We start from the raw sequence: 25,893 nt of genomic DNA, 5'->3' as shown, positions 1-25,893 counted from the left end.
GCGCCGGGCTCGGGAGGCCGTGGTGACCGCACTGAGCAGCAGGATGAAGATCGACCGGATGAGCTCGGTGCCGCTGTATTTCCAGGTGGCCGGCTCCATCCGCGAGCTGATCGAGTCCGGCCTGCTGGAGCCGGGCTACCGCCTCGACAACGAGATGGACATCGCCACCCAGCTCGGGCTCTCCCGGCCCACCGTGCGCCAGGCGCTGCAGCTGCTGGTCGAACAAGGGCTGCTCAGCCGCAAACGAGGCGTCGGCACCACGGTGGTCAGCGCGCGCGTCCGCCGGATGACTCCGCTCACCAGCCTGTACGAGGATCTGGAACGCTCCGGGCGCATCCCGAGCACGCAGGTGCTGTCGTACGAGGTGGTGCCCGCCGCGGCCGAGATCGCCGACGCGCTCGCCGTGCCTGCCGGTGCCGAGGTGCTGTCCATCCGGCGGCTCCGGTTCGCCGACGGGGAGCCGCTCGCCATCCTGCGCAACCACCTGCGGGCGGACCTCGGCGTCACCGAGGATGCGCTGGCCGAGCGCGGGCTGTACCAGATCCTGCGTGACCTCGGGAGCGCGGTGCAGTCGATCGACCAGATGATCGGCGCACGCAAGGCGAGCGTCGCCGAGGCGTCCCTGCTCGGTGAGGAGCGGGACGCGACGCTGCTCACCGTCGAGCGTACTGCCCACGACGCGGCGGGCCGCCCGGTCGAATGCGGCCGGGATCTTTACCGCGCCTCGCTTTATGCCGTCCACATGAGTGCCACGAACCCGTAGGCACTGCCTGCGAAACGCACCACCCGGAGTTCCCCATTGGTTGCCTGGCAAGGATTGGAGCGCTCTACCATGAGGTACCGAAAATCCTGGACCCTGCCCGCGGTGCTCGTTCTCGCGGTGCCGCTGCTGACCGCGTCGCTCGGGCACGCGGACACCGTGGTCACCGCGTACCCGACCGTCGAAACCCCGGCCACCTTCGACGACGACGCAGGTGGCAACGTCGATTCCGACGACCCCGAGGTGTGGATCAACCCGGACGACACCGCGCGCAGCCTGGTGCTCGGCGCGGAAAAGACGGCCGGGATGAGCGTCTTCGATCTGCACGGCGCGGTCGTGCAGCACATCCCGGCGGCCCCGCCACCGCGGCCGGGGGACGAGGCGGGACGGCTGAACAACCTCGACGTCCTCTACGACGTCCCGATCGGCGGCCACCACGAAGACATCGCGGTGGTGAGCGACCGCGGTCTCGACAAGCTGCACGTGTTCAAGATCGACCGGAAGGCGAAACATGCCAAGCCGGTCACCGAGATCACCGCGGCGGACACCCCGTACCTGTTCTCCGCCGATCAGGACGAGGTGAACAGTAAGAACACCGCTTACGGCGTCACCACGTGGAAAGCCGGCGACGGCACCGTGTACGTGATCGCCACGCGTGAGCACCGCACGGATCTGGCGCTGTTCAAGCTGATTCCGAAGGAGGACGGCACAGTCGGGTACGAGCTCGTGCGCCGCGCGGCCCTGCCGTCCTCGTTCACGCTGCCGGACGGGAGTTCGTGGACGCCGTGCGACAAGCCCGGCCGCGGGCCGCAGGCGGAAGGGATGGCCGTCGACGAGGACCGCGGTCTGGTCTACCTTGCCCAGGAGGGCGTGGGAATTTGGCGGGCCCGCGCGGATCTGAAGTCGTTCGAGCCGGTCCTGATCGACAAGGTCAAGGAATACGGTGTACCCGCAACCTATGACGCGGCGAAACGCAAATGCGTGCCCGGCACCGATCCCGGCTACGGAGGCAAGCACCTGCGGGCGGACGTCGAGGGCCTGTCGATCTACCACCGCGGTGACGGCAAGGGCTACCTGATCGCGTCCAGCCAGGGCGACAGCACGTTTGCCGTGTACGACCGGGTGCCGGACAACGACTACGTCGGCCAGTTCCGCATCGGCGACGGCCCGAGCGTGGACGGAACCCAGAACACCGACAGCTTCTTCGTGACGAACGTCCCGGTAGGACAGTTCCGCCAGGGCCTGATGGTCGTCCAGGACGGCGACAACACCCCGCACCAGGTCGACGAGAACGGCAAGGTACGCACGAGCACCAACTTCAAGTACGTGCCGTGGGAAGCCGTCGCGAACGCGTTCCCGAAACACCTGAAGATCGACCCCGACGGCTGGCACCCGCGCAACTGACCCGGCCCCGGAGGAACCATCCTGCTCGTGGCGAGATGGGCCGGGTACCACCTCTTGAGGACCCAGAACGTTTGCGGCTGCGGCAGGTTGCGGTGGGCAACGGTTCCGGTGCCGCCACCGCCTTGTCACTCGGCAAATCCAGGCGCCGCCGGGTCCGTGCGCGCGGAGGTCAGCGGCGCGCGTGCTGCTGCGCGGAAAGGGCCGCTTCGACGAACGAGGCCACCAGTTGCCTGCGGTCCAGCCGGGACCAGGCGAGGTCCGGGTCCGGGTCGGTGACCGGGACGCACCCGACTACCGGGGACCGGGTGGTCTGGGTGAACCACGAGGCACTCACGTGAGCGGCTTCGCAGGCAAGGCCGGGCTGGTGAGCGGGGCAGGCAGCGGGATCAACCGGGCGAGTGCCGGCAGCCGCGTTCGTCCCGGCCTGCCGCGGGGTGGGTTCGGATGAGCCGGCGGCCTGGGCGGAGAGCCACCAGTCGGCAAGCTTGACACCTGCGCCGCGGATCCGGCTCCTTGGGAAGCCGAGATGCCGTCGGCGGCCCTCCGTTCAGTCGCAGCCGCGGGATGGCCGCGGTGTCGGCGTTGAACCAGCGAGGCGCTGGGTGATGTCGATAATGCAGACAAGGCGGGGTGCCAAGCTCGCCGACCGGCTCGATCCTCTTCCATGCCCCCTCAATCACCGATTGCTCTCATGATCAACCGGGATGCGATCCAACCGGCACTCGCTCACGAGCCGAGCCTCCGCAGCGCCAGGCTTGCGTACAGGGCTGCGCCGCCGGCGAGTACCCCGTCGTCGAAGATTGCTTCCGGCGCATGGTTGTTGGCCATTTCCGCCGGATCGGCGCCGGGTGGGCACGCGCCGAGCATCGCGAATGCGCCCGGCACTTCGTTGAGCACACAGGAGAAATCCTCGGAACCCATACGCGGCTGTGGTGCCCAGGCGAACCGCTCCTCGCCGAGGAGTTCGGCGGCTGTCTCGGCGACGAACTCGGCCTCGTGGTCGTCGTTCGACGTCACGGGAAAGGCTTCGGTGTACTCGATCTCGACGGTGAGGCCGTGCGCCGCGGCGATGTTGCGGCACACGCGCAGGAATCCGTCCTTGACCCGCAGGTGCGCGGCGGCGGAGAACGACCGGATGCTCGCTTCGAATTCCGCAACATCGGGGATGATGTTGTACTGCGTCCCGGCGCGGAACCGGCCCACACTGACCACGACGGGATCGAACACGTCGAAACCCCGCGTCACCATGGTCTGCAGCTCGGTCACCATCGTGCAGGCTGCCGGAACCGGGTCCAGTGCCCGATGGGGCGCCGAGCCGTGCCCGCCCGCGCCGCGGACGGTCACCCGTACGATGTCTCCGGCAGCCAGGAACGGCCCGCGCCGCGTCGTCACGACGCCGTTCGGGATTCCGGCGGCGATCACGTGCAGGCCGTACGCGGCGGCCGGGCGGGTGCCGGAGGCGTCCAGTACCCCTTCGGCGAGCATGTGCCGCGCGCCGTCGAAGCCTTCCTCGCCCGGCTGGAACATCAGGATGACGTCGCCGGAAATCTGCGCGCGGCGGCTCGCGAGCAGCCGGGCCGCACCGACGAGCATCGTGGTGTGGAGGTCGTGCCCGCACGCGTGCATCCGCGGACCTTCGGCCGCATAGGCGACGCCGCTGCGTTCCGTGACCGGCAGTGCGTCCATGTCCGCGCGCAGCAGCACGGACGGCCCGGGCGACGCACCGCGCAGCACCGCCGTGATCGACGTCAGTGCGCGTCCGGTCGTGATCTCCAGCGGTAGTCCGTCGAGCGCGGCGAGCACTTTCTCCTGCGTGCGCGGGAGAGCCAGGCCGACCTCGGGCTCCCGGTGCAGGGCGTGCCGCAGCCCGGTGAGCCCGAGCTCGCCTGCGTCCTCACGCAATCCCTTGAGCGACACCATGTTCAGCCGAGCTTCGGCAGCACGTCGGCCGCAGTGGTCCGGAGGGTCGCTTCGACGTCTTCGGCGAGCACCGGCATCAGGACGACGGAATCGGCACCTGCCTCGTGCAGCCGCTTGATTCCTGCTGCGCAGGTCTGCGGGTCACCGGCGACGGTCAGCTCGTCGAGCCATTCGTCGGGCATCTCGCGTTCGATCAGGTCCGCGCCGCCGCGTGCGCAGAGCTGCGCGACCTGCGCGCCGAAGTCGTTCACGGTGACCAGCGGGCTTTTCGAGAGATGCGACAGGTACCGCGCGACCAGTGGCCGGACCGCCGCCCGTGCCTTGTCCCGGTCGTCGTCGACGCAGTACATCGCGAATGCCGGGACCCGGTGCCCGCCGACGTGTTCGCGGACCCACCGCAGGTACGCCGGGCTCGCCATGGCGGAAACCACGGTCCCGTCGGCGATTTCCCCGGACAGCCGGAGCATTTTCGGCCCGAGCACCCCGGTGTAGATCGGGGGCGGGGTGGCCGGTGGGTGCGCCAGCCGGATGCTGTCGGCCTCGAACACCCCGGTCGTGGTGCATTCCCGGCCGGACAGCAGGGTCCGCAGGATCTCGACGCTCTCCCGCAGCGCCGCCAGCTGCGAGGGCGGCCGGTAGCCCATCTGCGCCATCAGCGGTGGCACGCCGACACCGATCCCGAGCCGCGTCCGGCCGGGGAACATCCGTTCCGCACAGCCGATTTCCATCGCCGCGACCGCCGGATGCCGCACCAGCGCCGACATCACCCCGACGCCAACCGGGATCCGTTCGGTCGCGGCGAGCGCCCGCACCAGGCAGGCCGCCGAACCGAGGCACCAGTAGTCCTCGGGGATCCACAGCTCGGCGAAACCCAGGTCCTCGGCCAGTTTCGCGGTGGAGCCGATCAGCTCCGGGGGAGTGCTGCTCGCGAGGACGAGCCCGACGCCGGTGCTCATGCCGGACGATCCATCGCCTGCCGGGCATCGGCTTCCACCCGGTCGTGGAACGCCGTCAGCAGCGCAGCGACCTCCTCGGGTGCCTCGAGCATCGGCAGATGGCCGATCCCGGGCAGCACCATCACGCCGGTGCCGAGCGCGCCGGCCAGCTCGTAAGCCATCGGCGCCGGGCAGGTCGAGTCGTAGGCACCGACGGCGACGAACGCCGGATACCGGGGCAGCGACGCGGCGACTGCGCGGGAATCGGCCTGGCAGAACGTCGCCCGCACGATGTCCGCGACCATCGCGGGGTCGCGCCCGCCCGCCAGCGCGGCCAGCCGTTCGGCGGAGCCGGGACGGGCCAGGGGACCGAGCATGCCGGGTCCGCGCTGCCGGAACCAGGCGTCGGTACCCAGCCTGCCCAGTTCGGAGAGCAGCGGTTCGAGGTCCGTTTCCGGCATGCCGATCCGGAGGGCGGAGCCGAAACAGGCAATGCTGCGGACCTTCTCCGCCCGCCGGGCGGCGACCTCGGCGCACACGGCACCGCCGATCGACCCGCCCACCAGATGCACCCGGTCCCAGCCGAGGTGATCCAGCACGGCCAGTGCGTCGGCCGCGTAGTCCCCGGGCAGATACGAGGGTCCGGGCCCGGAAGCGCCGTGGCCGCGGTAGTCGAGTGCCACGACCTCGCGGGACAACGCCGGGGCGACCTCGGCCCATACGGCGGCGGCAGTGTTGACCGGGTGCAGCAGCAGCGCCGGTGTCCCCTCGCCCGGCCAGTGCAGCGCGGAAATCGGCCCGGCCGGCCCGTCCACAGTGAACCGCGTGGTCATCGCAGGACTCCCGCGGCGGCGAGGTTGGCGAGGAAGGTCTCCATCGACGGCCGCCGGGCGACCAGCGCTCGTACTGCCGCATCGGCGTCGCGGCCGGCCCTCGCCAGCAGCACGCACCGCCACAGTTCGGCTTCGACCCCGGCCTCGGAGTCCTCCCCGGCGATCGCCCCGAGCGTGTCCAGCGCGGGATCCACCGCGTCCGGCCGGATTTCGCCGGTCACTCCGGCATCGCGCAAGGCCTGCCGGAGCGCGGTGGTGGATCGCTGGACGAGGACGAGACGGGTCAGCTCGCCGACCGGATCGGGGGCGTCATCCACGCGTAGGTCAACCACGACGGCCCCGTCCGGCTCGCCGCTGACGATGCGGATGCCTGCCGCCTGCCGTCCGCGCAGGTCGCCACCGGCGGAGTCGGCCGCCGCGAGTGCCCGCAGCATGCGGTCGGCGAGCGGGCCGCTTTCGTCCATCGCGCGGGCCATCCCGTCCAGCACCGCTTCGGACGCGAGCATGTTCCCCTGCACGAGATAGCCGTCCCCGGCCCGGCTGCCCGCGGTGGGTACGCAGCGGGCACCGGTGTGCACGGCCAGCCCGCCGCGTGCGTCGGCCATCGCGACCTGCCGCACGTCCGGCTCCGGGTCAGCGGCCAGCGTCGCGCGCAACGCTTCCTCGGCCGAAGCACCGGCTCGCATCGCGGCCAGGCCACGCTGTGCGTGTGCCGGTTCGATGAACGACTGGTTGGCGACCGCGCCGGTGCCCGCCTCGGCGTGGTTCACCGCCCGCGCGACCGCGAAGTAGTGCGACTGGCTGGCGACCCCCAGCTCCCCGGTCGCCGGGTCCCTGGCCACCACGGAGTAGGTCATGACGCTTTCCCGTTCGGCATGCTGCGAAGGATTCGCCGGACGACCGCATCGGCGCATCAGGGCGACTACGTACGCACCACCTACCTCGCCGCGCGCCGGAGTTGACGGATCCGCCAATTGCCCGCGTCCCCGGGTACGCCGACTCTTTCCCCCACCGAACAGGTTGGAGGAGCAGGACATGGCCGAGGAAGTGCGTACGGGACAGCCGCCCGGAGTGACCAGCCCGGCCTTCGCGCACGTGCGCAAGGTCGTGGTTTCGTCCACGATCGGCACCGCATTGGAGGTCTACGACTTCATCGTCTACGGCCTCGCCGCGGCGCTGGTCTTCGACAAGATCTTCTTCCCCGGCCTCCCGCCGGCGCTCGGGACGCTGCTGTCGTTCGCGTCCTTCGCGGTCGGGTTCGTGATGCGCCCGGTCGGCGCGATCGTGCTCGGGCACTTCGGCGACAAGTACGGCCGCCGCCGGGTGCTGATCGTGACGATCACCGGGATGGGACTGGCGACCGGCGCGATCGGCCTGATCCCGCCCGCCGCCTCGATCGGGTACCTCGCCCCGCTGCTGCTCGTGTTCCTGCGGCTCGTGCAGGGGTTCTCGATCGGCGGCGAGTGGAGCGGGGCGACGACGATGGTGCTCGAACACGCGCCGCCGGAGAAGCGGTCGCGCCTGCAGATGTGCGTGCAGCTCGGGTCGCCGATCGGGTCGCTCGCGGCCACCGGCGCCTTCGCCGCGCTGGGCGGGCTCTCGACGGCGCAGCTGCTGAGCTGGGGCTGGCGGATTCCGTTCCTGATCTCGTTCCTGGTCGTGCTCTTCGCGTTGTACATGCGGCTGAAGGTCGCCGAGTCGCCGGTCTTCGAGCAGGCCAGGGAAGAGGCCCGGCTGGCGAAGGTGCCGGTGGTGGCGATGCTCAAGACGTCGTGGGTCGCGCTCGTCGCGGCGGTCCTGATCGTGCAGCTGGACCTCGGCGGCTACTACCTCGTGTCGACCTACCTCACCAACTACGCCACCGCGACGGCCGGTGCGACGCGGAGCGTGGTGCTCACCGCCCTGGCCATCGGGACAGTGCTGCAGGCCGGCGCGATCATCGTCGTCGGCTTCCTCGGCGACCGGTACCGGCCGGTCACGGTCCTGTTCGTCGCGATCCTGGTCGCCGCGGTCGTGCCGTTCCCGATGTTCGCGCTGGTCAACACCGGCAACCCGACGTTGGTGACGTTGGGCATCGTGCTGGGGGTCGCGATCCTGCCTGCCCAGTTCGGGGTGCTCGGGATGGTGGTCGCGCGGCTGTTCGGCGATGACGTGCGCTACACCGGTCTGTCGATCGCGTACAACGTCGGGGCGATGACCGGCGGCCTGATGCCGACGATCAGCGTCGCGGTGCAGAGCGCGTCCGGCAGTTCGACCGGCATCGTCGTGCTGATGCTCGGGCTGGCCGCGCTGTCGGTGTGCGGCGTGCTGCTCGGCCGGATGGTGATCGCCCGCACGGCGGGCCGTGCCGGCTTCGGCATGACGGCCCCCGCGGAGCAGCCGGGGTAGCCCCGCCGACCGCGGTGTCCTGCCGGGACCGGAAGGTAGGCTCGGCGGGGCGCCGCGATCGGAGGTACTGCATTGGCTGGTGCGGGTCGCCTTCCCGCTGCCCTCACCGGCTTGGTGGGCCGGGTCCGGGAAGTGCGTGAGGTGCGTACGGCGCTCGGCCGGGCGCGGCTGGTGTCGGTGACCGGGCCCGGCGGGGCAGGCAAGAGCCGCGTCGCGTGGGAGGCCGCGCGCACCGCGGGCCGGGTGTTCCCGGACGGGGTCTGGTACCTCGATCTGTCGGCGGTCCGCGATCCCGCGCTGGTGCCCGCGACCCTGGCCGCCGCGGTCGGCGAAGACGGTCCCGGCGTGGCCGGGGTCGCCGAGCGGATCCGGAACTGGCACGCGCTTTTCGTGGTGGACAACTGCGAGCACCTCGTCGCCGCGTGCTCGGACCTGGTGCAGGAGGTGCTGCAGACCTGCCCGCAGGTCCGGATGCTCGTCACGAGCCGCGAACGGCTCGGCGTCATCGGCGAGCACGTGCTGCAGGTCGGCCCGCTCCCGGTACCCGACGAGGACCTCGACCCACTGCCGCCGGAGGCGCTGTCCGGCGTCGCCTCGGTCCAGCTGCTGGTGGAACGTGCTCGCGCGGTGCACGCCGGCTTCGCCGTCACCGCGGCGAACGCCGCCGACGTCGCCCGCCTGTGCCGGAACCTCGACGGTCTGCCGCTCGCCGTGGAACTGGCCGCGGCCCGGCTCAGCTCGATGTCGATCGGGCAGATCGCGGATCATCTCGAGGACCAGGACCGGATCCTGCGAGCGGCGCCGCGTGCCCAGCCGGCGCGGCAGGCGAGCCTCGAAGACACGCTGGCGTGGAGTTTCCGCCTGTGCTCGCCGGAGGAACGGCGGCTCTGGGCGATGGCGAGCGTCTTCGCCGGCTGGGCCGACCTGGAGGCGGTCCAGGTGGTCTGCGGCGGGCCGGACCTGGCCGCCGCCGACCTCCCGGACGTACTGGACGGCCTGGTGGGCAAGTCGATCGTGGTGTGCGAGCAAGGAGACCGGCCGCGGTTCCGGATGCTGTCGGCGATCCGCCGGTACGGCCGCTCGCGTCTCGGCCGCCATGACCTGCTCGCGGAGCGGCATGCGCAGCATTACGAAGGGCTCGCGACGCGCGCGGCCGAGCGCTGGTTCGGCCCGGACCAGGTGGCGGTGTCGGCCGAGCTGCGCAGTTCGCTGCCCGACCTGCGGGTCGCGCTCGATCACCTGCTGAGCGGCTCCGAACCGGAGCGCGGCTTGGCGATGGCGGCCGCGCTGTGGCCGTTGTGGGTGTGCCTCGGCCGCCAGCGCGAGGGTGAGATCTGGATGGCCCGCGCCCGCGCGGCGGCCCCGCCGACCGGGCGCCTGCTGTGGGTGCACGGCTGGATCCAGCTGACCGCGGAACAACTGGCGAGTGCCAGGGAAACCTTGCGGTACGCGCAGCGGCAAGCCGCCGCCGACCTGGCGGCCCGCGATCTCGCCGGCGCCCTGCTCGCCGCTGCCGATGCGTTCGAGGGTTCCTTCGACGACGCAATCCGCCGTTGCCGGGCCGCGGCGGGAAGCCGGGAGGCGGCGGGCGATCAGGCCGGGCTCGCGATCATGGTGATGCTGCTGGCGGAGATCCATACCGCTCGCGGCGACATCGAGGAAGCGCTGCGCTGCTGTGCCGAAGCCGAACGTGTCTGCCGCTCGGCAGGCGAATTGTGGTGTCTCTCCTGCGTGTTGTGGGTCCGCTCGCTCGCGCTCTGCCTCAGCGACCGGTACGCCGACGCGGAGCAGGCCGCCCGGGAAGGCTTGGAGCTCAAGCTCGCGCTCGCGGACGGTGCCGGGATCGTGCTTGTCGCGGAAGTGCTGTGCTGGACGCGAGCCGCCGGCGGGAAATTGACCGAGGCGGCCAAGTTGTACGCGGCAATCCAGCGCCGCAGCGGGCGGAGTTTTGTGCCGCTGCAGGACTTCGGCTACCTGGCCACGCAGCGGGCGCTGTGGGGCAAGCGGATCGTCGACGGCCTCGGCCGGGCACGGTACGAATCCGTCACCGGCGGGGGCGGTGCGGGCGGTGTCGCCGAGATCGTCCGGCTGGCCAGGGGCGAGCCGGACGGCGGCCGCGCGACCGTCCCCGCGGCCGGCGACGGCCTGCTCACGCCGCGCGAGGCCGAGGTGGCCGCACTGGTGGCGGCCGGGCTCAGCAACCGGGCCGTGTCCGCCCGGCTGGTGATCTCGCTGCGTACCGCGGAAGTGCACGTCGGGCGGATCCTCGCCAAGCTCGGGTTCAGCCATCGGGCGCAGATTGCCGCGTGGTGGCACGAGTCCGCTTGACCCCACGTACGTAGCCGGTACGTATCCACCGCGACGCCCTGGCCGGCCCCGCCGTGTCACGGTGTCGCCATGAGCCGAGTCGACACCCTCCTGAGCCTCGCGCCCGCCCGCGTCGCGTGCGGTGACCCGGAAGCCGTGGTGTGCGGCGTCGAGCCGTGGGACCACGCTCGCCCGGGGACGTTGCTCTTCGCATCGGCGGCGCCGACACCGGAGCTGGTGGCACGGGCGATCGAGCAGCGAGCTGCCGGGCTGGTCGTGCGGGAGGACGACCTGCACCCGTCGTGGCTTCCGGCGGCCGCCGAGGCCGGCCTGGTGGTCCTGACCGTGCCGGGCGGGGGCTGGGAGGCCGCGCTGGGCCGGCTGCGCGCGGCTCTGGAGCAGCCGTCGGCCGAGGTGATCCCGTTCCCGGACAACGATCTGCGTGCGCTCACCGATGCGGTTTCGGAGACGCTCGGGGCGACCGTGATCCTCGCCGACGCCCGGCTGGACGTGCTCGCTCATCACGTGGTGGACGGGACCGTCACCGCCGAAGCACGGGAGTGGATTCTCCGCCGCTCTGCGCCGGAATCGGTGCGCCGGCTGCTGCCTGCCGGCGGGCTGGCGGAGCTGTGGTCGCCGGGCGGGTTCCCGGCCCTTGCCGGACCGCGCAACCGCCGATGGACTGTCGCGGTGATCCGGGCGGGCGATGCCGTCACCGGGGCGATCTGGACCTTCGGCGCGGACACGCTTGCGTGGCGCGATGCGCCGCTGCGCCGGGCGGTCGGCCAGGCCGCGTCGTATCTGACCCCGCGAAACACGTCGGGACAGACCGCGGCGGAGTTGCTTGCCGCGGCGCTGACCAGGGACGAACCGGTCGGCCGGATCCGCGAGGCGGCCGGCCTGCCGCGGCGGATGCAGCTGACGGCATTCCGTCCGCACTCCCGGGACGGCGCCCGGCGGCTCGGTGAGCTCCTGCGGCTGGAGACCGGGCAGCCGATCGCCGTCACCCGGACCGGCGGGCGGGTGTATGCCCTCACCGGGGCCGGCGTTCCGCTCGACGGCCGGGCCTGGTCGGCCCAGTCCGCCGCGAGCGAGCCGTTCAGCGACGACCTGGGGCAAGCGAGGGCGGACGTCGACCGGCTGCTGGACGTCGTGCAGCGGGTCGGCGGGCCGGCTGCCGCGACCGTGCGGGACCAGCGCGGCCTGCTCGTCCTCGGGCAGCTCGCGGACCTCGCCCGGCAGCATCCGGGCGTGCTGGACGGGCCGGTGCGGCAGCTTGCCGGGATCGACGCGGCGCGCGGCACGGGCTATCTGGCGACCCTGCGGGCCTACTTCGGTCTGCGCCAGGACGTCCAGCGCACCGCCGACCGGTTGCGGGTGCACCGCAACACCGTGCGGTACCGGCTCGAACGCATCCGGGAGCTGTCCGGCCTCGACGTGACCGATCCGACCACCGCGCTGGTCGCGCACCTGCAGCTGCGGCTCGAGGAAGTCTCGGGTACCGCGCCGGTTTCCGGGGAGCTGAAACGTGCCTGATCCCGCAGGGCCGCTCGCCGGAGTACGGGTACTGGATTTCTCCACTACGTTCTCCGGCCCCTACGCCACTCATCTCCTTGCCGAACTCGGTGCCGACGTCCTCAAGGTCGAAGCGCCGCACGGCGACGTCACGCGTGCACTCGGCACCGCGACGGCGCCCGGCATCGGCAGCGTGTACGCCGGTGCCAACCGCAACAAGGCGAGCGTGGTACTCGATCTCAAAGACCCGGCCGGCCGGGAGACCGCGCACGCCCTCGTCGCGCGTGCGGATTGCCTGGTGCACAACATGCGGCCGGCGGCGGCCGCGCGGCTGCGGATCGACGCGGCCACCGCGACGGAGATCAACCCGAGGCTGGTGTACGCCAGCATCACCGGTTACGGCTCGGACGGCCCGTACGCCGATCGTCCCGCCTACGACGACGTGATCCAGGCGATGTCCGGCCTGGCGTGGCTGCAGGGACTGAACGAACCCGAGCCCGGGTATGTCGCCACCCCGATCGCCGACAAGGTCGCGGGCCTGATGCTGTCGCATGCGGTGCTGGCCGCGTTGTACTGGCGGGCGCAATCCGGGCGCGGGCAATGCATCGAAGTGCCGATGTACGAGACGATGGTGGGTTTCACGCTGCTCGAACAATGGGGTGGCCGGGCGGTGACCCCACCGGCCGGGCCCACCGGGTACGCCCGGCTCCGTTCTGCGCACCGGCGTCCCTACCGGACAGCCGACGGCATGATTTCCGTGGTGGTGTACCACGACGGGCACTGGAGCCGGTTCCTGGCGGCCGTCGGCCGCGCCGAACTGCTGTCGGATCCGCGCTACCGCACCGCCGAAGCCCGCAACCACCACATCGGCGACCTCTACGAGATGCTCGCCGGACTGCTGCCGCAACGCACGACGGAGGACTGGCTCGAGCTTTTCGCGGGCATCGATGTCCCTGCTGTGCCGGTGAAATCGCTCGACGAGGTCTTCGACGACCGCCATCTCGCCGAGGTCGGCTTCTTTCAGGAAGTCCGCGGCGAGTCCGGTACGCGGTATCTGGCGGCGCGGCCGGCCGTCAGGTTTTCCGGCTCCCCGGCGCCCGATCCCCGCGATCTGCCGGGTCCGTCCGCACTGGGTGCGGCGACCGCCGCCCGCTGGCTCGAACCCCGAACTCCGTGAAGACGAAAGGAAAAACGATGCCGACCGAGCTGTACCCGAGCGACCAGCCGCGTTTCACCGGTCCCGCCGAGGACATCGAGGAAATCCGCAAGGCGCACCGCGACTGGTGGGCGGCGAACTTCACCCAGGAGGTCGCCCGCGCCCGGCGGAACTTCGCGCCGGACACGCTGATGTTCAACCTCAACGGGCACACGTACTACGGGCTCGGCGAGATGGTCCGGTGCTGGAACTACTACACCGGCGCGATCGGCCACCCCGACTACTCGCAGCTGTGGGACTACCGGATCCACGTCGAGGGGGATCTCGCGTACCTCACCTGCGAGGGCTTCTTCCCGGTGCACGCGGATGGCGAGGAGGGCTGGGGCGCAAGCAACCTGGACCTCGACGGCCCTGGGGAGGGCACCTGGGTGCGGTTCCGCGAAACGTCGATCGCCCGCCGCGACGACGGCGAGGGCAACCGGGTCTGGAAGCTGTGGCACTTCCACTGCTCCCCGGCGGCGCCTGCGGACGAGGAGCGTCCCGGCTTCGGCGATACCTGGACCGGACGCGGCGGCGCCCGCGGCGGGGCAGTGCGGCAGACTCCGGAACAGCCGCTGGAGGACGCGTGATCGGGCTCGACCGCGCCGACGGCATCGCCGTCGTGACCGTCGATGCGCCGGAGGTGAAGAACGGGCTCACCCCGGAGATGGGCCTCCAGCTCGCCGAGGTGTGCGACGTCATCGACGGTGACCCGGCGATCGGCGCGGCGGTGATCCGCGGCGCCGCGGGCACTTTCTGCTCCGGCGCCGACCGCCGTCGCTGGAACCCCGGCGCGGACCAGGCGGAGGACACCACGTTCCGCGAGAACGGTGCAGTGTATGGCGCATTCGTGCGGTTCGGGAAGCTGGCCGTGCCGACTGTCGCCGCGGTGCGCGGGGCCGCCGTCGGCGCGGGGCTCAACCTCGCACTGGCCGCGGATCTCCGCGTGGTCGCGGTGAATGCCCGGTTGCTGGCCGGTTTCCTGCGCATCGGACTGCACCCCGGCGGCGGCTATTTCACGATCTCCGGCCGGACCGCGGGACGGGAGGCAACCGCAGCGATGGGTCTGTTCGGCGAGGAAATCGACGGCCCCCGCGCGGTCGAGATCGGCCTGGCATGGGCCGCGGTGCCGGACGCCGAGGTGGAGGACACCGCGCTGCGGCTGGCCGCCCGTCCGGCGAAGGACCCCGCGTTGGCTCGGGAGGCAGTGCGGTCGTTCCGCGCCGAACTCGGGCCGCCGGCACTGGGCTGGGACGCCGCGGTCGAGTTCGAACGGGCGACGCAGATGTGGTCGCAACGCCGGCGTGCGGAGCGTTAGGCCGGTGAGTGGTGGTGCGGTTCCGTATCGAGCTGGGGCCGCCTGGGTTGGGGTGGGAGGTGGCGGTGGAGTTTGAGCGGGCGAGTCAGATCTGGTCGCAGCGCAGGAGTGCCGAGTGTTGGCCCGGCGAGTTTTCGAGGAGTACTGGATGGTTTTCCGCCCCACCCCGCTGACTGCCGCGGAGGAACGCCTGCGCGGTGCGGTCCGCCGGTTCCTCGCCGAGGAGCTGCCGCCGGGGCACCGGCCCGGGCTCGGCCTCGGCGGCAGGCACGACCCGGAGTTCTCGCGGAAGCTGGCCGCGCGCGGCTGGGTCGGGATGATGATCCCGCCGCGGTACGGCGGTGCGGGCGCGTCGCCGGTCGAGCGGTTCGTCGTCGTCGAGGAGCTGCTCGAGGCAGGCGCACCGATCACCGCGCACTGGATCGCCGAACGGCAGACCGCGCCGACGCTGCTCACTTTCGGCACCGACGAGCAGCGGAGCTGGTTCCTGCCCCGGATCGCGGCCGGTGAATGCTGGTTCTCGCTCGGGATGTCCGAACCCGACGCCGGGTCGGACCTCGCCGCGGTGCGCACCACCGCGACCCGCCGGACGGGCGGCTGGGTCGTCAACGGCACAAAGGTCTGGACCACTGGCGCGCACGTCAACCACTTTTTCGTGGTGCTGTGCCGTACCTCGGCCGCCGGGGACCGGCACGACGGGCTGTCCCAGCTCATCGTCGACCTGCAGGCGCCCGGCGTGCGGGTGTCGCCGATCCTGTTCCCCGACGGGTCCCACCACTTCAACGAGGTGGTGCTCGACGACGTGTTCGTCCCGGACGAGCGGGTGCTCGGGCAGGTCGGTTCCGGTTGGCACCAGGTGACCGCGGAACTGGCCTACGAGCGCTCGGGCCCGGACCGCTATCTCTCGATTTTCGGGCTGCTGAAGCACTTCGTCGCCGAGCGCGGAGCCGGTCGCGACGATTTCACCCGTGCCGCGGTCGGCCGGATCGGTGCCAAGCTGTGGACGATCCGGCAGCTGTCGCTCGCGGTCGCGCGTTCGCTGGAGTGCGGTGCTGCGCCGGCCGTCGAAGCGGCGCTGGTGAAGGACGTCGGGACCACGTTCGAGCAGGAGGTGGTGGAGCTGCTCCGGTACGTGGCCGGCCAGGAGATCGATCCCGGCGCGGCGGGGATGTTCGAGGCGCTGCTCGCGGAATGCGTGCTGACGTCGCCGGTCTTCACCCTGCGCGGGGGCACGACCGAGGTGCTGCGCGGGATCGCGGCGAAGGGACTGGGCCGATGAGCGAGACGGAGCTGATCGCCGAGGCGGTCGGGGAGCTGCTGCGGGACCGGTGTACCGCGGAGGCGGCTGACGAGGCCGAACGCGTCGGCTGGGCCCCGGAATTGTGGGCGGAGCTGTCCGCGCACGGCTACTGCCGGATCGGGGTACCCGAGTCCGCGGGCGGCGAAGGGGGCACGGTCGCGCATGCGTGCACGGTGCTCGAACAGGTCGGCCGGGCGGGAGCGCCGCTTCCCGTCGCCGAAGCGGGCCTGCTGGGCGGCTGGCTCCTCGCCGCCGCGGGATTGCCCGTGCCGCCGGAACCGGTGACCACCGCGCCCGCGCCCGGCGTGACGCTGCAGGCCGGACGGTTGCGCGGGGTCGTCCACCGGGTTCCCTGGGCGCGCGCAGCCGGGCAGCTCGTGATGCTGACCGGTGACCAGGTCGTCACCGTCGACCCGAAGACGGTGCCCATCCGGCCAGGCGCGAACCTGGCCGGTGAGCCGCGGGACACGCTCGTCCTCGACGGGGTCGTTCCGTCCGCGGTGTCCACAGTGGACGTCACCGAGGACGACCTGTTCGTGCGCGGCGCGTTGAGCCGGGCCGCACTGATCGCCGGTGCGGCGGCGCGGATCCGGGAGATCACCGTCCGGTACACCGGGGAACGAGTCCAGTTCGGACGTCCGATCGGGAAGTTCCAGGCGGTGGCGGCACATCTGGTCCGGATCGCCGAAGCCGCCGAGACGGCCGCGATGGCCTGCCGGACCGCCGCAGCCAATGCAGGTACCGGTGAACCGTCCATTTCGGACGTTGCGGCAGCAAAGACGGTCGCGTCGGAAGCGGCGGGCCTGATCGCGGCGGCCGCCCACCAGGCAACCGGCGCGATGGGGATGACCCGGGAATACGAACTCGGCCGGCTGACCAGACGGCTGTGGTCATGGCGAGACGAGTACGGCGGCGACCGGATGTGGTCGGTACGCCTGGGCGAGTACCTGATCGACAGCGGCGCTGATGCCCTGTGGCCCGCCCTGGCCCGCGGCGCACTGAGGCACCCGACGCATACGTAGTTGCTACGCGACCTCCACGATGCAGCTCCCGCCGGGCGGAACCTCGTGCGGCCGGGTATCTAACGAGGCGCTGCTGATGACAGAACGAAAACCGGCGCGCGAATCGGTCGCCGGGCCGGTCGGCTTTCTGCTTTGGTGTGGAGCAATCCGGACGACGATGCTTCCGCACTCTTGCTGCACCCGGTGAATCTCGGGGTGCACCGGGCTCATTTCGCCGGTGGCTCCATCGACGGAGCAGCCGAACTCGCCGCGCTCGCCTCGGACCGGGTGCTTCGGAGCGACACTGCGGATCGGCCTGAGCGACGCCGAACTCGGCTGCATGCTGGCAGAACTGCGCGAACTCGGCGTGGACGAGACCCTGCGGCTGCACGGGGCGGTACCCGGTTCGGGCAGGCGCGAGGGCGAGCCCGGTGGCGGACGAGATGTCGACCTTCACCGGCGAGGTCGAGGCGGTGGGTGCGCTGATGGAGGAAGCGCTCGACACCGGTGCCTTTGGTCTCTCCACCGGACTGGCTTACCCGCCGGGAATCTTCTCCGGCTCCGGCGAGCTGGCTGCATCGGCCCGGCGTCTGCCTGCGGACCGGCCGTACATCCGTCACGTGTGCAGCGAAGGTGCTTTGCTGATGGATGCCCTGGCGGACGCCCTCGCAGCGGGCGCGGTCCATGCCTCCCACCTCAAGGTCGCCGGACGGCAACAGCGGGGCTCGATGCCACAGGTGCTGGAGATGCTCGACCGGGCCAGCGCCGATGGGAATCGAGGTACGCCACGACGTCCATCCCGACACCGCGTCGTCGACCATGCTGGCCGCGACCCTGGATGAACGAGGGCAGGGGGATGCAGCGCTTGCCCGCCTCCGCCACCCGTCCCTCTCCGCCCTCGCCGACACCCACGGGACCAACCCGTTCGAATTGGCCACTGAGTTCACCGTGGGCAATCCGGCCTGACCTGCCCGCCGGCGAGGTAGCTTGTGAGCGTCGTGGCTTCGCGCGTGACGGCAGCCCGGCAGGTATCGTCGGCTGCGGCGGATGCTTCACCGGGGTGCTGATGGGTGAGCCCGGTCAGAGCCAGACATTCGGCCGGTTGACCACTTCCTCGATCACGAACATCGTCTGTGTCGCGCGGATGCCGGGCAGGGCGCGGAAGCGTTCCAGGCAGAGGTCGCGGATGTGGTCCATGTCCCTGGCTCTGATCACCACCATGATGTCGAACGAGCCTGCCAGGTAGGCCGCGTACTGGATCTCGGGGATGTGCGGCAGCATCTCGCGAAGGTCGCCCGAGCTTTGCTGCCCGCCGGACAACAGGATCAGGGCGGTCAGCGGGAGGCCGAGTTTTTCCGGGCGTACCCGGATCGTGGTCGTGTCGATGACGCCTTCGCGGGTGAGCCGGTCTACCCGGGTGTACGCGGTGGCGCGGGAAATGCCGACTTCTTCGGCGAGTTCGGCGCCGGTTGCCCTGCCGTTGCCCTCGAGGGCACGCAGCAGCCGGAGGTCGATGTCGTCCAATTTCATCGCGCTGTCCTCTTTTGGTGGGCTGAATTCTGCCGATCGAAGAAGTTTCCGGAACTGAGTCTGGACTTCGCCCGGAGAACTGTACACCTGGAGCAGTGCTCGCTGATGCTGTTCGCATCTCGTCACCTGGCCGGACAGGAGCCCGCGATGTCGCTCGGCGGTTCGATCACCCTCGAGGATCTGGAGACCGATCCCTATCCCTGGTACGCCAGGCTGCGGCGCGGCGAGCCGGTGTGCTGGGTGCCGGTTGCCCGCGCGGTGTTCGTCACCCGCTGGGCGGACGTCGTCCGGGTGATCGGCGACGACCGGGTTTTCAGCGCCGAGCTGGCCGGCTCACCGCTGTCGATGACGATCGGCAGGAATCTCCTGCACAGCGATGGCGATTACCATGCCGCGGTCCGGGCGCCGCTGGCCGCCGCGTTGCGTCCGTCGCGGGTGCGGAAGACGATGGCCGGGCTGGTGGGGGAACTGGCCGGGGAGCTGGCAGGCGGGCTGCGCAAACGGGGCGAGGCCGACCTGGTCGGTGAGTTCGCCGAACGGCTTTCCGTCGGCGCGCTGTGCGAAATCACCGGCCTGCCGCCGCTCCCGGCCGAGACGATGCGGGGCTGGTTCACCGCGATCGCGGTGGGTGCGGCGAACTTCGACCGGGACGCCGGGAAACAGGCCGTGGCCGACGCCGCGAGCGGGGAGATCGACGACCTGGTGTCCGCGCAGCTGCGCCGGGGTGCGCCGCCGGACAGCCTGCTCGCCGCCCTCCCCGGCGTCGAGGTCGAGGGCAGGAAACTGACCGGCGCCGAGATTTCCGCGACCGTCAAGCTGCTGATCGTCGGCGGCATGCAGGAGCCGCGGGACCTGATCGGGCAGGCGATGTACGCGTACTGCACCGATTCCCGGGTACGGGCGGCCGTCGCGGACGGCAGCGCCACCGAAGCGCATCTGGTGGAGGAGGCGCTGCGCTGGGGTTCGCCCGTGGGCACCGCGACGCGGCGGGTGACCGAGCCGGTCGAGATCGGCGGCACCGAACTGGCCCCGGGCACGGTGGTGGCGGCGGTGCTGGCATCGGCGAACCGGGATGAGGCTCGCTGGGTGGATCCGGACCGGTTCGACCCACTGCGGCAGGATCTGCGGCATCTCGCTTTCGGCGGCGGATTCCACGCGTGCGTCGGCGCTCCGCTCGCCCGGCTGGAGGCGACGACCGCGGTGGCGGCGCTGCTGCGGATGGCGCCGGACATGGAACTCGCCGGCGACGGCGCGGCGCACGGCTGGGAATTCCGCGGTCGCGCGGCGTTGCCTGTTCGATGGCCACCCACGACGCTGGTTCGGCGGCAGCGGAAGCCGGTTGCGGCCACGCGCGCGATGGTCGTTGCCGAGCGCACCAGCGAATGCGCGACCGTGCTCGGCTTGCGGCTGGTGCCCGCGGACGGCGCCGCGTTGCCGGAATGGGCGCCGGGCGCGCACATCGACGTCCACACCCCGGCCGGGGTACGGCAGTACTCACTGTGCGGTGACCCCGAGGACGCCGGTGGGTGGCGCATCGCCGTGCTGGACAACGGAAAGGGCGTCTCCGCGTGGCTCCACGCCTCGCTCCGGGTCGGCGACCACCTCGAGATTACCGGGCCGCGCAACCACCTCGGGCTCGGCGACGCCCCTGCTTACCTGTTCGTCGCCGGTGGTATCGGCATCACCCCGATCCGGGCGATGGTCGCCGCTGCCGACGCGCGCGGTGTGCCGTGGCAGCTGCTGTATGTCGGGCGGGAGTCGGGCATGCCGTTCGCCGACGAGCTGCGCGCGTACGGCGAACACGCGCGGGTGTGGCTGACCGGTGAGCGGGGCAGGCCCGACCTGCATGAGGAGCTGGTGACGGCGGACGGCACCGCCGTGTACTGCTGTGGCCCGCCGTCGCTGGTGAGCGCGGTCGAAGCGTTCGCTGCCGCGCGCGGCTTGCCGCCGGTGCGGGTCGAGCGCTTCGCGCTTCCTGGCGGCGCGGAGAACGTGCTGCGCGCCGGCGAGCGGAGCTTCGACGTGGTGCTGCACGAATCCGGACGGCGGCTGCGGGTCGGCGCGGACGAAACCGTCCTGCAGGCACTGGAGCGCGCGGAGGTTCTGGTGCCGTCCACCTGCCGGCAGGGCACCTGCGGATCGTGCGAGACCGCGGTGCTCGACGGCGAGCCGGACCATCGCGACAGCGTTCTCAGCCACGAGGAACGCGCTGCGGGCGAGGTGCTGATGGTGTGCGTCTCCCGAGCCCGCACGCCGGCGCTCGTCCTCGACTTGTGACCGAACATCGGAAGGAGCAGAAATGGCCACACGGATGGGGGTCGACGTCGGTGGGACGTTCACCGACCTCGTCTTCTACGACGGTGACACCGGTGAGGTCCGGATCGCCAAGGGACCGTCCACATCGGACGCACCCGACCGGGGGGTGCTGCACGTGGTCGGCGACACGCTCGACCCCGATGCGATCGCGCGTACCCGGTACTTCCTCCACGGATCGACCGTCGCGCTGAACGCATTGCTCGAACGCAAAGGCGTCACCGTGGGGCTGCTGTCGACGGCGGGGTTCCGCGACACCCTGGAGCTGCGCCGCGGCGACCGGGCGCGGATGACCGACTACCGCTGGCGACCGCCGGAGCCGCTGGTGCCGCGCCAGTTGCGGTTCGACGTCCGTGAGCGGATGCTCGTCGACGGCACCGCGGCGACCCCGCTCGGTCTCGGCGACGTCGATGCCGCCTTCGCCGCGTGCACGGCCGCCGGAGTGGAGGTCATCGCGGTCGTCTACCTCAACGCTTACGCCAACCCCGAGCACGAGGTGGCCACCGGGGAACGGTTGCGGGCCCTCGGATTCACCGGCGACATCGTGCTCTCGCACGCGATCTCGCGCGAGTTCAAGGAGTACGAACGCACGTCCACGACGGTCGTCGACGCGTCGATCCGCCCGATCATGGCCGGCTATCTGAAGAGGTTGTCGGCGGGGCTGCGCGACCTCGGCATGGCGGGCGAGGCCTTGATCACGAACTCCGGCGGCGGGGCGATGAGCTTCACCGAGGGCGAGACGCGGTCGTACCTGACCATCCAGTCGGGTCCGGTCGCCGGTGCGGTCGCGACTGCGGAACTGTGTGCACAGCTCGGATTCCCCCGCGGGATCGCGGCTGATGTCGGTGGCACCAGCTTCGACACGTGCCTGGTCGCCGACGGCAAGCCGGCGATGACTTACGAGACGCACATCGCCGGGATGCCGCTGCAGGCACCGTTCGTCGATGTGCGGTCGATCGGTGCCGGCGGTGGTTCGCTCGCGTACCGCGACGCCGGTGGGCTGTTGCGGGTCGGTCCGCGCAGCGCAGGTGCCCAGCCGGGGCCGGCGTGCTACGGCCGCGGCGGCACCGAGCCGACGGTCACCGATGCCGCCGCGACGCTGGGCCTGCTGGCCGCGGGCAGTCTCGCCGGCAACCTCGACCTCGATGTCGCTGCGGCCGAACGCGCCGTCGGCAAGCTCGCGAACGAGATGGGGATGTCCACAGCGGACACTGCCCGCGGCATCATCACGATCGCCAACGCCGCGATGGCGAACGCGGTGCGGGAGATGTCGCTGCAACGTGGACACGACCCGCGCGAGCACGTTCTCGTGGCGTTCGGCGGCGCCGGGCCGTTGTTCGGCAGCCTGATCGCCGACGAGCTCGGTTGCTCGCACGTGCTCGTCCCGGTGCATGCAGGCAATTTCTCGGCGTGGGGCCTGCTGGGCCAGGACCGCGTGTACGCCGCTTCGCAGACGATCGTCACGCGGCTCGACGAGCACGGCATGCCGGTATTGCGGTCCACTTTGGACGGCTTGACCGATCGGTTGTCCGGGCAGGGCACCGGCGACGAGACCGTCATCACCGAGCGGCTGGTCGATGCCCGCTACGTCGGTCAGGAGCATTCGCTCACCGTCCCGTTCCCCGATACCGGCGACCCCGCCGTGGTGCGCGCGGCGTTCGACAACGCCTACGCCACGGCGTTCGGCCATTCGCTCGACGACCCGGTGGAGACGGTGGCTGTCCGCCAGGTACGCCGGTGCCTGCTCCCGCCTCGGATTCCCGGTGCGCACGCGGTGACCGGCGGTCCGCGGCCGGGAACGGCCGACGCGTTCTCCTTCCACCGGAACGAGAACATCGAATTCGCGGTGGTGGCGAGGAACACGCTGGCGCCCGGCGAGCGGCTCGCCGGTCCGGCGATCGTCACCGAGGAGACGGCGACGACCTATCTCGATGCCGGCCACCACGCGGAAATCCATCCCGACGGAACGATGGTGATCACCCATGACCTCGACTGAACTGGCCCCCGCCGACGTCGTCTGGACCACGTCCACCTCCACGTCCGGCAGCTCCGCCGCCGCGGACCCGGTGACCACCGAGGTCGTCCGCCACGCGCTCAAGTCGGCGGCGGAGACGATGAAGATCACGCTGCGGCGCACCGCGTTTTCGCCGACGATCTACGAGATCATCGACTTCTGCTGCAGCATCTACGACGACCGCGTGCGGCTGCTGGCCCAAGCCGATGCGATGCCCGCCTTCCTCGGCACGATGAACTTCTGCGTCGAGGGTGCCGTGCGGGCGGTCGGCGGCGCCGGGGTACTCGAGCCCGGCGACATCCTGGTCACCACGTGGGCGTACGACACCGGTTCGCACTCACAGGACGTGGCCGTGGTGATGCCGGTGTTCGTCGACGGTGAGCTGGTCGGTTACACGGCGCAGAAGGGCCACCACACCGACATCGGTGCGCAGGCGCCGTACTGCACGGACACCACCGACGTGTACCAGGAAGGCATGATCTTCCCCGGTGTCAAGCTGTTCAAGGCGGGAAAGCGCGACGACGACCTGTTCCGCACCTTCGTCGCGAACTCGCGGATGCCGAAGTTCGCGGCCGGTGACCTGAGCGCACAGGTGGCCGCGGCGCGGGCCGGCGCCAGGGCATTCGCCGAAGTCGTGCGGAAGTACGGCCGCGAGACGTTCGACGCGTCGGTGGAGCACATGTTCGACCACGGCGAAGCGGTGGTCCGGAAGGCACTGGCGGACCTCCCGGACGGCCGGTGGGAGCGGGCGTGGCAGATCGACGGCAACGGCCTGACCGACGAGCCGGTCGAATTCACCGTGGCGATCACCGTTTCGGGCAGCGACATCGAGGTGGACGTCACCGACTGCGCGCCGCAGTGTCCCGGTCCGGTGAACAGCCCGCTGCCGAGCACCGTCTCGCAGGCGCGGCTGGCCGTGCTGTCGCTGGTCGGCAACGGCGAACCGGTGAACGAGGGGTTCCTGCGCCCGATCAGCCTGCTGACCCGGCCGGGGACCCTGCTGCACCCGCTGCCGCCTGCCCCGATCTTCCTCTACGGCTTCACCGGGCTGCGGATGGTCGAGGCCGTCCACGCGGTGCTGGCGCAAGCGGTGCCCGGGTTCGGCCGGGCGAGCAGCGGCGGCGACGCACTGCCGCTGATGTTCTGGGGCGGCGTCGGCAGCGAGCCGTGGGTGATCGGGTTCGACCACCTGATCGGCCAGGGCGCCGGGCCCGGGTACGACGGCGGTGGTCCGCTGATGCACATTGCCATCTCCGGCGTGCGCAATTCGCCTGCCGAGGTCGTCGAACAGCGCTATCCGGTGGTGATCGAACGCTGCGCGCTCGCACCGGATTCGGGCGGTGCCGGAGAGTTCGCCGGCGGCCTCGGCATCGACTGCGAGTACCGGTTGCGGGCCGACGCCGCCTCCACCATCAGCCTGGAAGGCGCGGACGTGCCGCCGCTGGGAGTCCACGGCGGGGCGGAGGCACGGCCGAACCGCATCTATGTCACGCCGCCGGGCGGCGAGCGGGCCGCCGTGCGCAAGGTGACGTCGTACCCGCTGCCCGAAGGCACGCTGGTCCGCATCGAATCCGGCGGCGGTGGCGGTTACGGCGACCCGGCCGGCCGCGATCCGGACGCCGTCCGGCGTGACCTGGAAGCCGGGTACATCACCGAGTCCTATGCCCGCGAGCACTATCCGCATGCGATGGAGGCGTGATGACCGGCATCTTCGACGCGCACAACGACCTGCTCGCGGAGGTCACCTACCGGCGGGCGGAACCTCGTCCGTTCGGCAGGTACTGGCTCGACCAGCTGGTGAAGGGCGGTGTCAAGGTGCAGGTGTGCCCGATGTTCTCGGCGCACCTGCCGCCGGGGGAGCGGCTGCGCTGGACGTTGTTCCAGGCCGCCGCGTTCCACCGCGCCGTCGCCGATCACCCGGACGTGCTCACCTGGGTGCGGACCAGGGAGGACCTGGCCGAGGTGCTCGCCGGTGACCGGATCGGCATGGTGCTGGCGATGGAAGGCGTCGAGGCGTTCGAGGAGGACGAGGCCGCGGTCGACCTGCTGTGGGACCTCGGAGTCCGGATGGCCGGGCTCACCTGGAACGCGAGCAACCGGTTCGCCACCGGAGGCGGCAGCGACGACACCGACACCGGCCTCACGCCGGCCGGCCGCGAACTCGTCTGGCGGATGCAGGATCTCGGCTACGTCCTCGACCTCGCGCACACCTCGCCGAAGACCTACGACGACATCGTCGAGCTCAGCACCACCCGCCCGCCGGTGCTGTCGCACGGCGGCTGCCGCGCGGTCTTCGACACGCCGCGCAACTACGACGACGATCAGCTGCGCGCACTCGCCGAGGTCGGCGGAGTCATCGGGATCATGCTGCTCCCGCTGACCGTCGATCTCGACGGCCCGACCCTCGACCGGGTCGCCGACCACGCCGGCCACGTCGCCGCGATCGCCGGCGACGACCACGTCGGCATCGGCAGTGACTTCATTGCCCAGGTCGTCCGCAGCGGTGCCATGGGGCCGGCCCCGAAGATCTCGGAATGGCTGCCGGCCAACCAGCGCGCGGCCACCATGGCGCCGGACGCGAGCGTCGAGGACCTCGCCGGCCCGGCCGACTTCGGCAACCTGGTCGAAGCTCTGCAACGGCGCGGCTGGCACGGCAATCGGCTCGACGGGCTTCTGCTCGGCAATTTCGCGCGCCTGATGCACGACGCGCTCCCGGCTCGAGGAGGGATGGCATGACATTCATTCCGGTGGAACCCGACGGCTACGCGCCGCCGCCGGTGCCCTACACACCCGTCGTCATCACCGGCGACCTGGTGGTGACCGCCGGCCACGGACCGCTGACCCCGGCGGGTGAGGTCGTCGACGGCGACTTCCGCGCCCAAGCGCACCAGGTGTTCGTCAACCTGCAGGCCGGTCTGTCCGCCGCCGGCTGCACGCTGGCGGACGTGTTCAAGGTGAACGGCTACCTGGCCAGCCTCGACGATTTCGCGGTGTACAACGAGGTCTACCTCGAATACTTCACCGCACCACTGCCCGCCCGCACGACCGTCGAAGCGGGCTTGTGGGGGATCAGGGCCGAGGTGGAGGCATGGGCACGCCGGCCGCCGATACCTGGGTAGCAGGCTGTGCCACCACGGAGAAAGGACCACCCCCGGCCATC

At 71.1% G+C, this 25,893-nt stretch carries 22 protein-coding genes; 16 read left to right on the top strand and 6 right to left on the bottom strand.

The features are described from left to right. The first annotated feature begins 22 nt into the window (after positions 1-22). Complete coding sequence (locus OO71_RS22200; protein WP_156096478.1) at positions 23-763, top strand: GntR family transcriptional regulator; 741 nt, start codon at positions 23-25, stop codon at positions 761-763. A 69-nt stretch (positions 764-832) separates the two neighbouring features. After that, positions 833-2,164 (top strand): phytase, encoded by a 1,332-nt coding sequence (locus OO71_RS22195; protein ID WP_033291759.1) that lies wholly within the window; start codon positions 833-835, stop codon positions 2,162-2,164. Positions 2,165-2,333: 169 nt separating this feature from the next. Here the strand turns inward: OO71_RS22195 and OO71_RS50245 are convergent, their stop codons facing one another. From OO71_RS50245 to OO71_RS22175, 5 genes are all read right to left on the bottom strand, one after another. Then, on the bottom strand, positions 2,334-2,498 hold the full coding sequence (locus tag OO71_RS50245; protein ID WP_156096477.1) for a hypothetical protein: 165 nt from the start codon (positions 2,496-2,498) through the stop codon (positions 2,334-2,336). Between the two features lie 392 nt (positions 2,499-2,890). Next, a complete protein-coding gene (locus OO71_RS22190) occupies positions 2,891-4,084 on the bottom strand; it encodes a M20 metallopeptidase family protein (RefSeq protein ID WP_033291758.1) in 1,194 nt (397 codons plus the stop codon). 2 nt (positions 4,085-4,086) lie between these two features. Continuing rightward, complete coding sequence (locus OO71_RS22185) at positions 4,087-5,040, bottom strand: LLM class flavin-dependent oxidoreductase (protein ID WP_033291757.1); 954 nt, start codon at positions 5,038-5,040, stop codon at positions 4,087-4,089. Beyond that, positions 5,037-5,852 carry an alpha/beta fold hydrolase gene (locus tag OO71_RS22180; RefSeq protein ID WP_051791883.1) on the bottom strand — a complete coding sequence of 272 codons (816 nt, stop codon included), beginning with the start codon at positions 5,850-5,852 and terminating at the stop codon, positions 5,037-5,039. Before OO71_RS22180 ends, OO71_RS22185 begins: the two co-directional genes overlap by 4 nt. Further along, complete coding sequence (locus OO71_RS22175) at positions 5,849-6,709, bottom strand: DUF1028 domain-containing protein (protein ID WP_033291756.1); 861 nt, start codon at positions 6,707-6,709, stop codon at positions 5,849-5,851. The genes OO71_RS22180 and OO71_RS22175 overlap by 4 nt, the downstream gene beginning before the upstream one ends. Positions 6,710-6,887: 178 nt before the next feature. Between OO71_RS22175 and OO71_RS22170 the strand changes: the two genes are divergently transcribed. The 9 genes from OO71_RS22170 (at position 6,888) to OO71_RS22130 (ending at position 17,718) form a co-directional block, all read left to right on the top strand. Beyond that, the gene (locus tag OO71_RS22170) at positions 6,888-8,240 is read left to right on the top strand and encodes an MFS transporter (RefSeq protein ID WP_051791880.1); all 1,353 of its coding nucleotides are present in this window, start codon (positions 6,888-6,890) and stop codon (positions 8,238-8,240) included. 132 nt (positions 8,241-8,372) lie between these two features. Next, complete coding sequence (locus tag OO71_RS22165; protein ID WP_156096476.1) at positions 8,373-10,568, top strand: ATP-binding protein; 2,196 nt, start codon at positions 8,373-8,375, stop codon at positions 10,566-10,568. A 69-nt stretch (positions 10,569-10,637) separates the two neighbouring features. Then, positions 10,638-12,083, top strand: a complete 1,446-nt coding sequence (locus OO71_RS22160) for a helix-turn-helix domain-containing protein (protein WP_033291754.1) — start codon at positions 10,638-10,640, stop codon at positions 12,081-12,083. Further along, entirely contained in the window at positions 12,076-13,239 is a 1,164-nt protein-coding gene (locus tag OO71_RS22155; RefSeq protein WP_063740093.1) for a CaiB/BaiF CoA transferase family protein, read from the top strand. Before OO71_RS22160 ends, OO71_RS22155 begins: the two co-directional genes overlap by 8 nt. Before the next feature lie 17 nt (positions 13,240-13,256). Beyond that, entirely contained in the window at positions 13,257-13,847 is a 591-nt protein-coding gene (locus tag OO71_RS22150; protein ID WP_033291753.1) for a YybH family protein, read from the top strand. After that, positions 13,844-14,575 carry an enoyl-CoA hydratase-related protein gene (locus OO71_RS22145; protein WP_033291752.1) on the top strand — a complete coding sequence of 244 codons (732 nt, stop codon included), beginning with the start codon at positions 13,844-13,846 and terminating at the stop codon, positions 14,573-14,575. The genes OO71_RS22150 and OO71_RS22145 overlap by 4 nt, the downstream gene beginning before the upstream one ends. Before the next feature lie 148 nt (positions 14,576-14,723). Next, positions 14,724-15,854, top strand: coding sequence for an acyl-CoA dehydrogenase family protein (locus OO71_RS22140; RefSeq protein ID WP_033291843.1), 1,131 nt, complete (start codon positions 14,724-14,726; stop codon positions 15,852-15,854). After that, entirely contained in the window at positions 15,851-16,897 is a 1,047-nt protein-coding gene (locus OO71_RS22135) for an acyl-CoA dehydrogenase family protein (RefSeq protein WP_033291751.1), read from the top strand. The genes OO71_RS22140 and OO71_RS22135 overlap by 4 nt, the downstream gene beginning before the upstream one ends. 422 nt (positions 16,898-17,319) lie before the next feature. Continuing rightward, complete coding sequence (locus tag OO71_RS22130; protein WP_156096475.1) at positions 17,320-17,718, top strand: hypothetical protein; 399 nt, start codon at positions 17,320-17,322, stop codon at positions 17,716-17,718. 238 nt (positions 17,719-17,956) lie between these two features. Here the strand turns inward: OO71_RS22130 and OO71_RS22125 are convergent, their stop codons facing one another. Then, positions 17,957-18,406: an Lrp/AsnC family transcriptional regulator gene (locus OO71_RS22125; protein ID WP_033291749.1), complete on the bottom strand. Its 450-nt coding sequence runs from the start codon at positions 18,404-18,406 to the stop codon at positions 17,957-17,959. A 105-nt stretch (positions 18,407-18,511) separates the two neighbouring features. Here OO71_RS22125 and OO71_RS22120 point away from each other — a divergent pair, with 105 nt between their 5' ends. The 5 genes from OO71_RS22120 to OO71_RS22100 are packed head-to-tail and all read left to right on the top strand — an operon-like array spanning position 18,512 to position 25,852. Beyond that, a complete protein-coding gene (locus OO71_RS22120) occupies positions 18,512-20,683 on the top strand; it encodes a cytochrome P450 (protein ID WP_156096474.1) in 2,172 nt (723 codons plus the stop codon). Positions 20,684-20,705: 22 nt separating this feature from the next. Continuing rightward, positions 20,706-22,715 (top strand): hydantoinase/oxoprolinase family protein, encoded by a 2,010-nt coding sequence (locus tag OO71_RS22115; protein WP_033291748.1) that lies wholly within the window; start codon positions 20,706-20,708, stop codon positions 22,713-22,715. Beyond that, on the top strand, positions 22,702-24,432 hold the full coding sequence (locus OO71_RS22110; RefSeq protein ID WP_033291747.1) for a hydantoinase B/oxoprolinase family protein: 1,731 nt from the start codon (positions 22,702-22,704) through the stop codon (positions 24,430-24,432). Before OO71_RS22115 ends, OO71_RS22110 begins: the two co-directional genes overlap by 14 nt. Next, positions 24,432-25,469, top strand: coding sequence for a dipeptidase (locus OO71_RS47620; protein ID WP_051791875.1), 1,038 nt, complete (start codon positions 24,432-24,434; stop codon positions 25,467-25,469). Before OO71_RS22110 ends, OO71_RS47620 begins: the two co-directional genes overlap by 1 nt. Next, complete coding sequence (locus OO71_RS22100; protein ID WP_033291746.1) at positions 25,466-25,852, top strand: RidA family protein; 387 nt, start codon at positions 25,466-25,468, stop codon at positions 25,850-25,852. Before OO71_RS47620 ends, OO71_RS22100 begins: the two co-directional genes overlap by 4 nt. Positions 25,853-25,893: the final 41 nt, after the last annotated feature.

This window comes from Amycolatopsis jejuensis (assembly GCF_000717335.1).
Lineage (GTDB): Bacteria > Actinomycetota > Actinomycetes > Mycobacteriales > Pseudonocardiaceae > Amycolatopsis > Amycolatopsis jejuensis.
This window is presented reverse-complemented; position numbering and strand designations above follow the sequence as displayed.

What these genes read in the sequence shown, in the direction of transcription:
- OO71_RS22195 (WP_033291759.1), top strand. Translation starts at nt 833, where the DNA reads ATGAGGTACCGAAAATCCTGGACCCTGCCCGCGGTGCTCGTTCTCGCG.
- OO71_RS22190 (WP_033291758.1), bottom strand. Translation starts at nt 4,084, where the DNA reads ATGGTGTCGCTCAAGGGATTGCGTGAGGACGCAGGCGAGCTCGGGCTC.
- OO71_RS22185 (WP_033291757.1), bottom strand. Translation starts at nt 5,040, where the DNA reads ATGAGCACCGGCGTCGGGCTCGTCCTCGCGAGCAGCACTCCCCCGGAG.
- OO71_RS22180 (WP_051791883.1), bottom strand. Translation starts at nt 5,852, where the DNA reads ATGACCACGCGGTTCACTGTGGACGGGCCGGCCGGGCCGATTTCCGCG.
- OO71_RS22175 (WP_033291756.1), bottom strand. Translation starts at nt 6,709, where the DNA reads ATGACCTACTCCGTGGTGGCCAGGGACCCGGCGACCGGGGAGCTGGGG.
- OO71_RS22170 (WP_051791880.1), top strand. Translation starts at nt 6,888, where the DNA reads ATGGCCGAGGAAGTGCGTACGGGACAGCCGCCCGGAGTGACCAGCCCG.
- OO71_RS22160 (WP_033291754.1), top strand. Translation starts at nt 10,638, where the DNA reads ATGAGCCGAGTCGACACCCTCCTGAGCCTCGCGCCCGCCCGCGTCGCG.
- OO71_RS22150 (WP_033291753.1), top strand. Translation starts at nt 13,257, where the DNA reads ATGCCGACCGAGCTGTACCCGAGCGACCAGCCGCGTTTCACCGGTCCC.
- OO71_RS22140 (WP_033291843.1), top strand. Translation starts at nt 14,724, where the DNA reads ATGGTTTTCCGCCCCACCCCGCTGACTGCCGCGGAGGAACGCCTGCGC.
- OO71_RS22135 (WP_033291751.1), top strand. Translation starts at nt 15,851, where the DNA reads ATGAGCGAGACGGAGCTGATCGCCGAGGCGGTCGGGGAGCTGCTGCGG.
- OO71_RS22130 (WP_156096475.1), top strand. Translation starts at nt 17,320, where the DNA reads ATGTCGACCTTCACCGGCGAGGTCGAGGCGGTGGGTGCGCTGATGGAG.
- OO71_RS22125 (WP_033291749.1), bottom strand. Translation starts at nt 18,406, where the DNA reads ATGAAATTGGACGACATCGACCTCCGGCTGCTGCGTGCCCTCGAGGGC.
- OO71_RS22120 (WP_156096474.1), top strand. Translation starts at nt 18,512, where the DNA reads ATGCTGTTCGCATCTCGTCACCTGGCCGGACAGGAGCCCGCGATGTCG.
- OO71_RS22115 (WP_033291748.1), top strand. Translation starts at nt 20,706, where the DNA reads ATGGCCACACGGATGGGGGTCGACGTCGGTGGGACGTTCACCGACCTC.
- OO71_RS22110 (WP_033291747.1), top strand. Translation starts at nt 22,702, where the DNA reads ATGACCTCGACTGAACTGGCCCCCGCCGACGTCGTCTGGACCACGTCC.
- OO71_RS47620 (WP_051791875.1), top strand. Translation starts at nt 24,432, where the DNA reads ATGACCGGCATCTTCGACGCGCACAACGACCTGCTCGCGGAGGTCACC.
- OO71_RS22100 (WP_033291746.1), top strand. Translation starts at nt 25,466, where the DNA reads ATGACATTCATTCCGGTGGAACCCGACGGCTACGCGCCGCCGCCGGTG.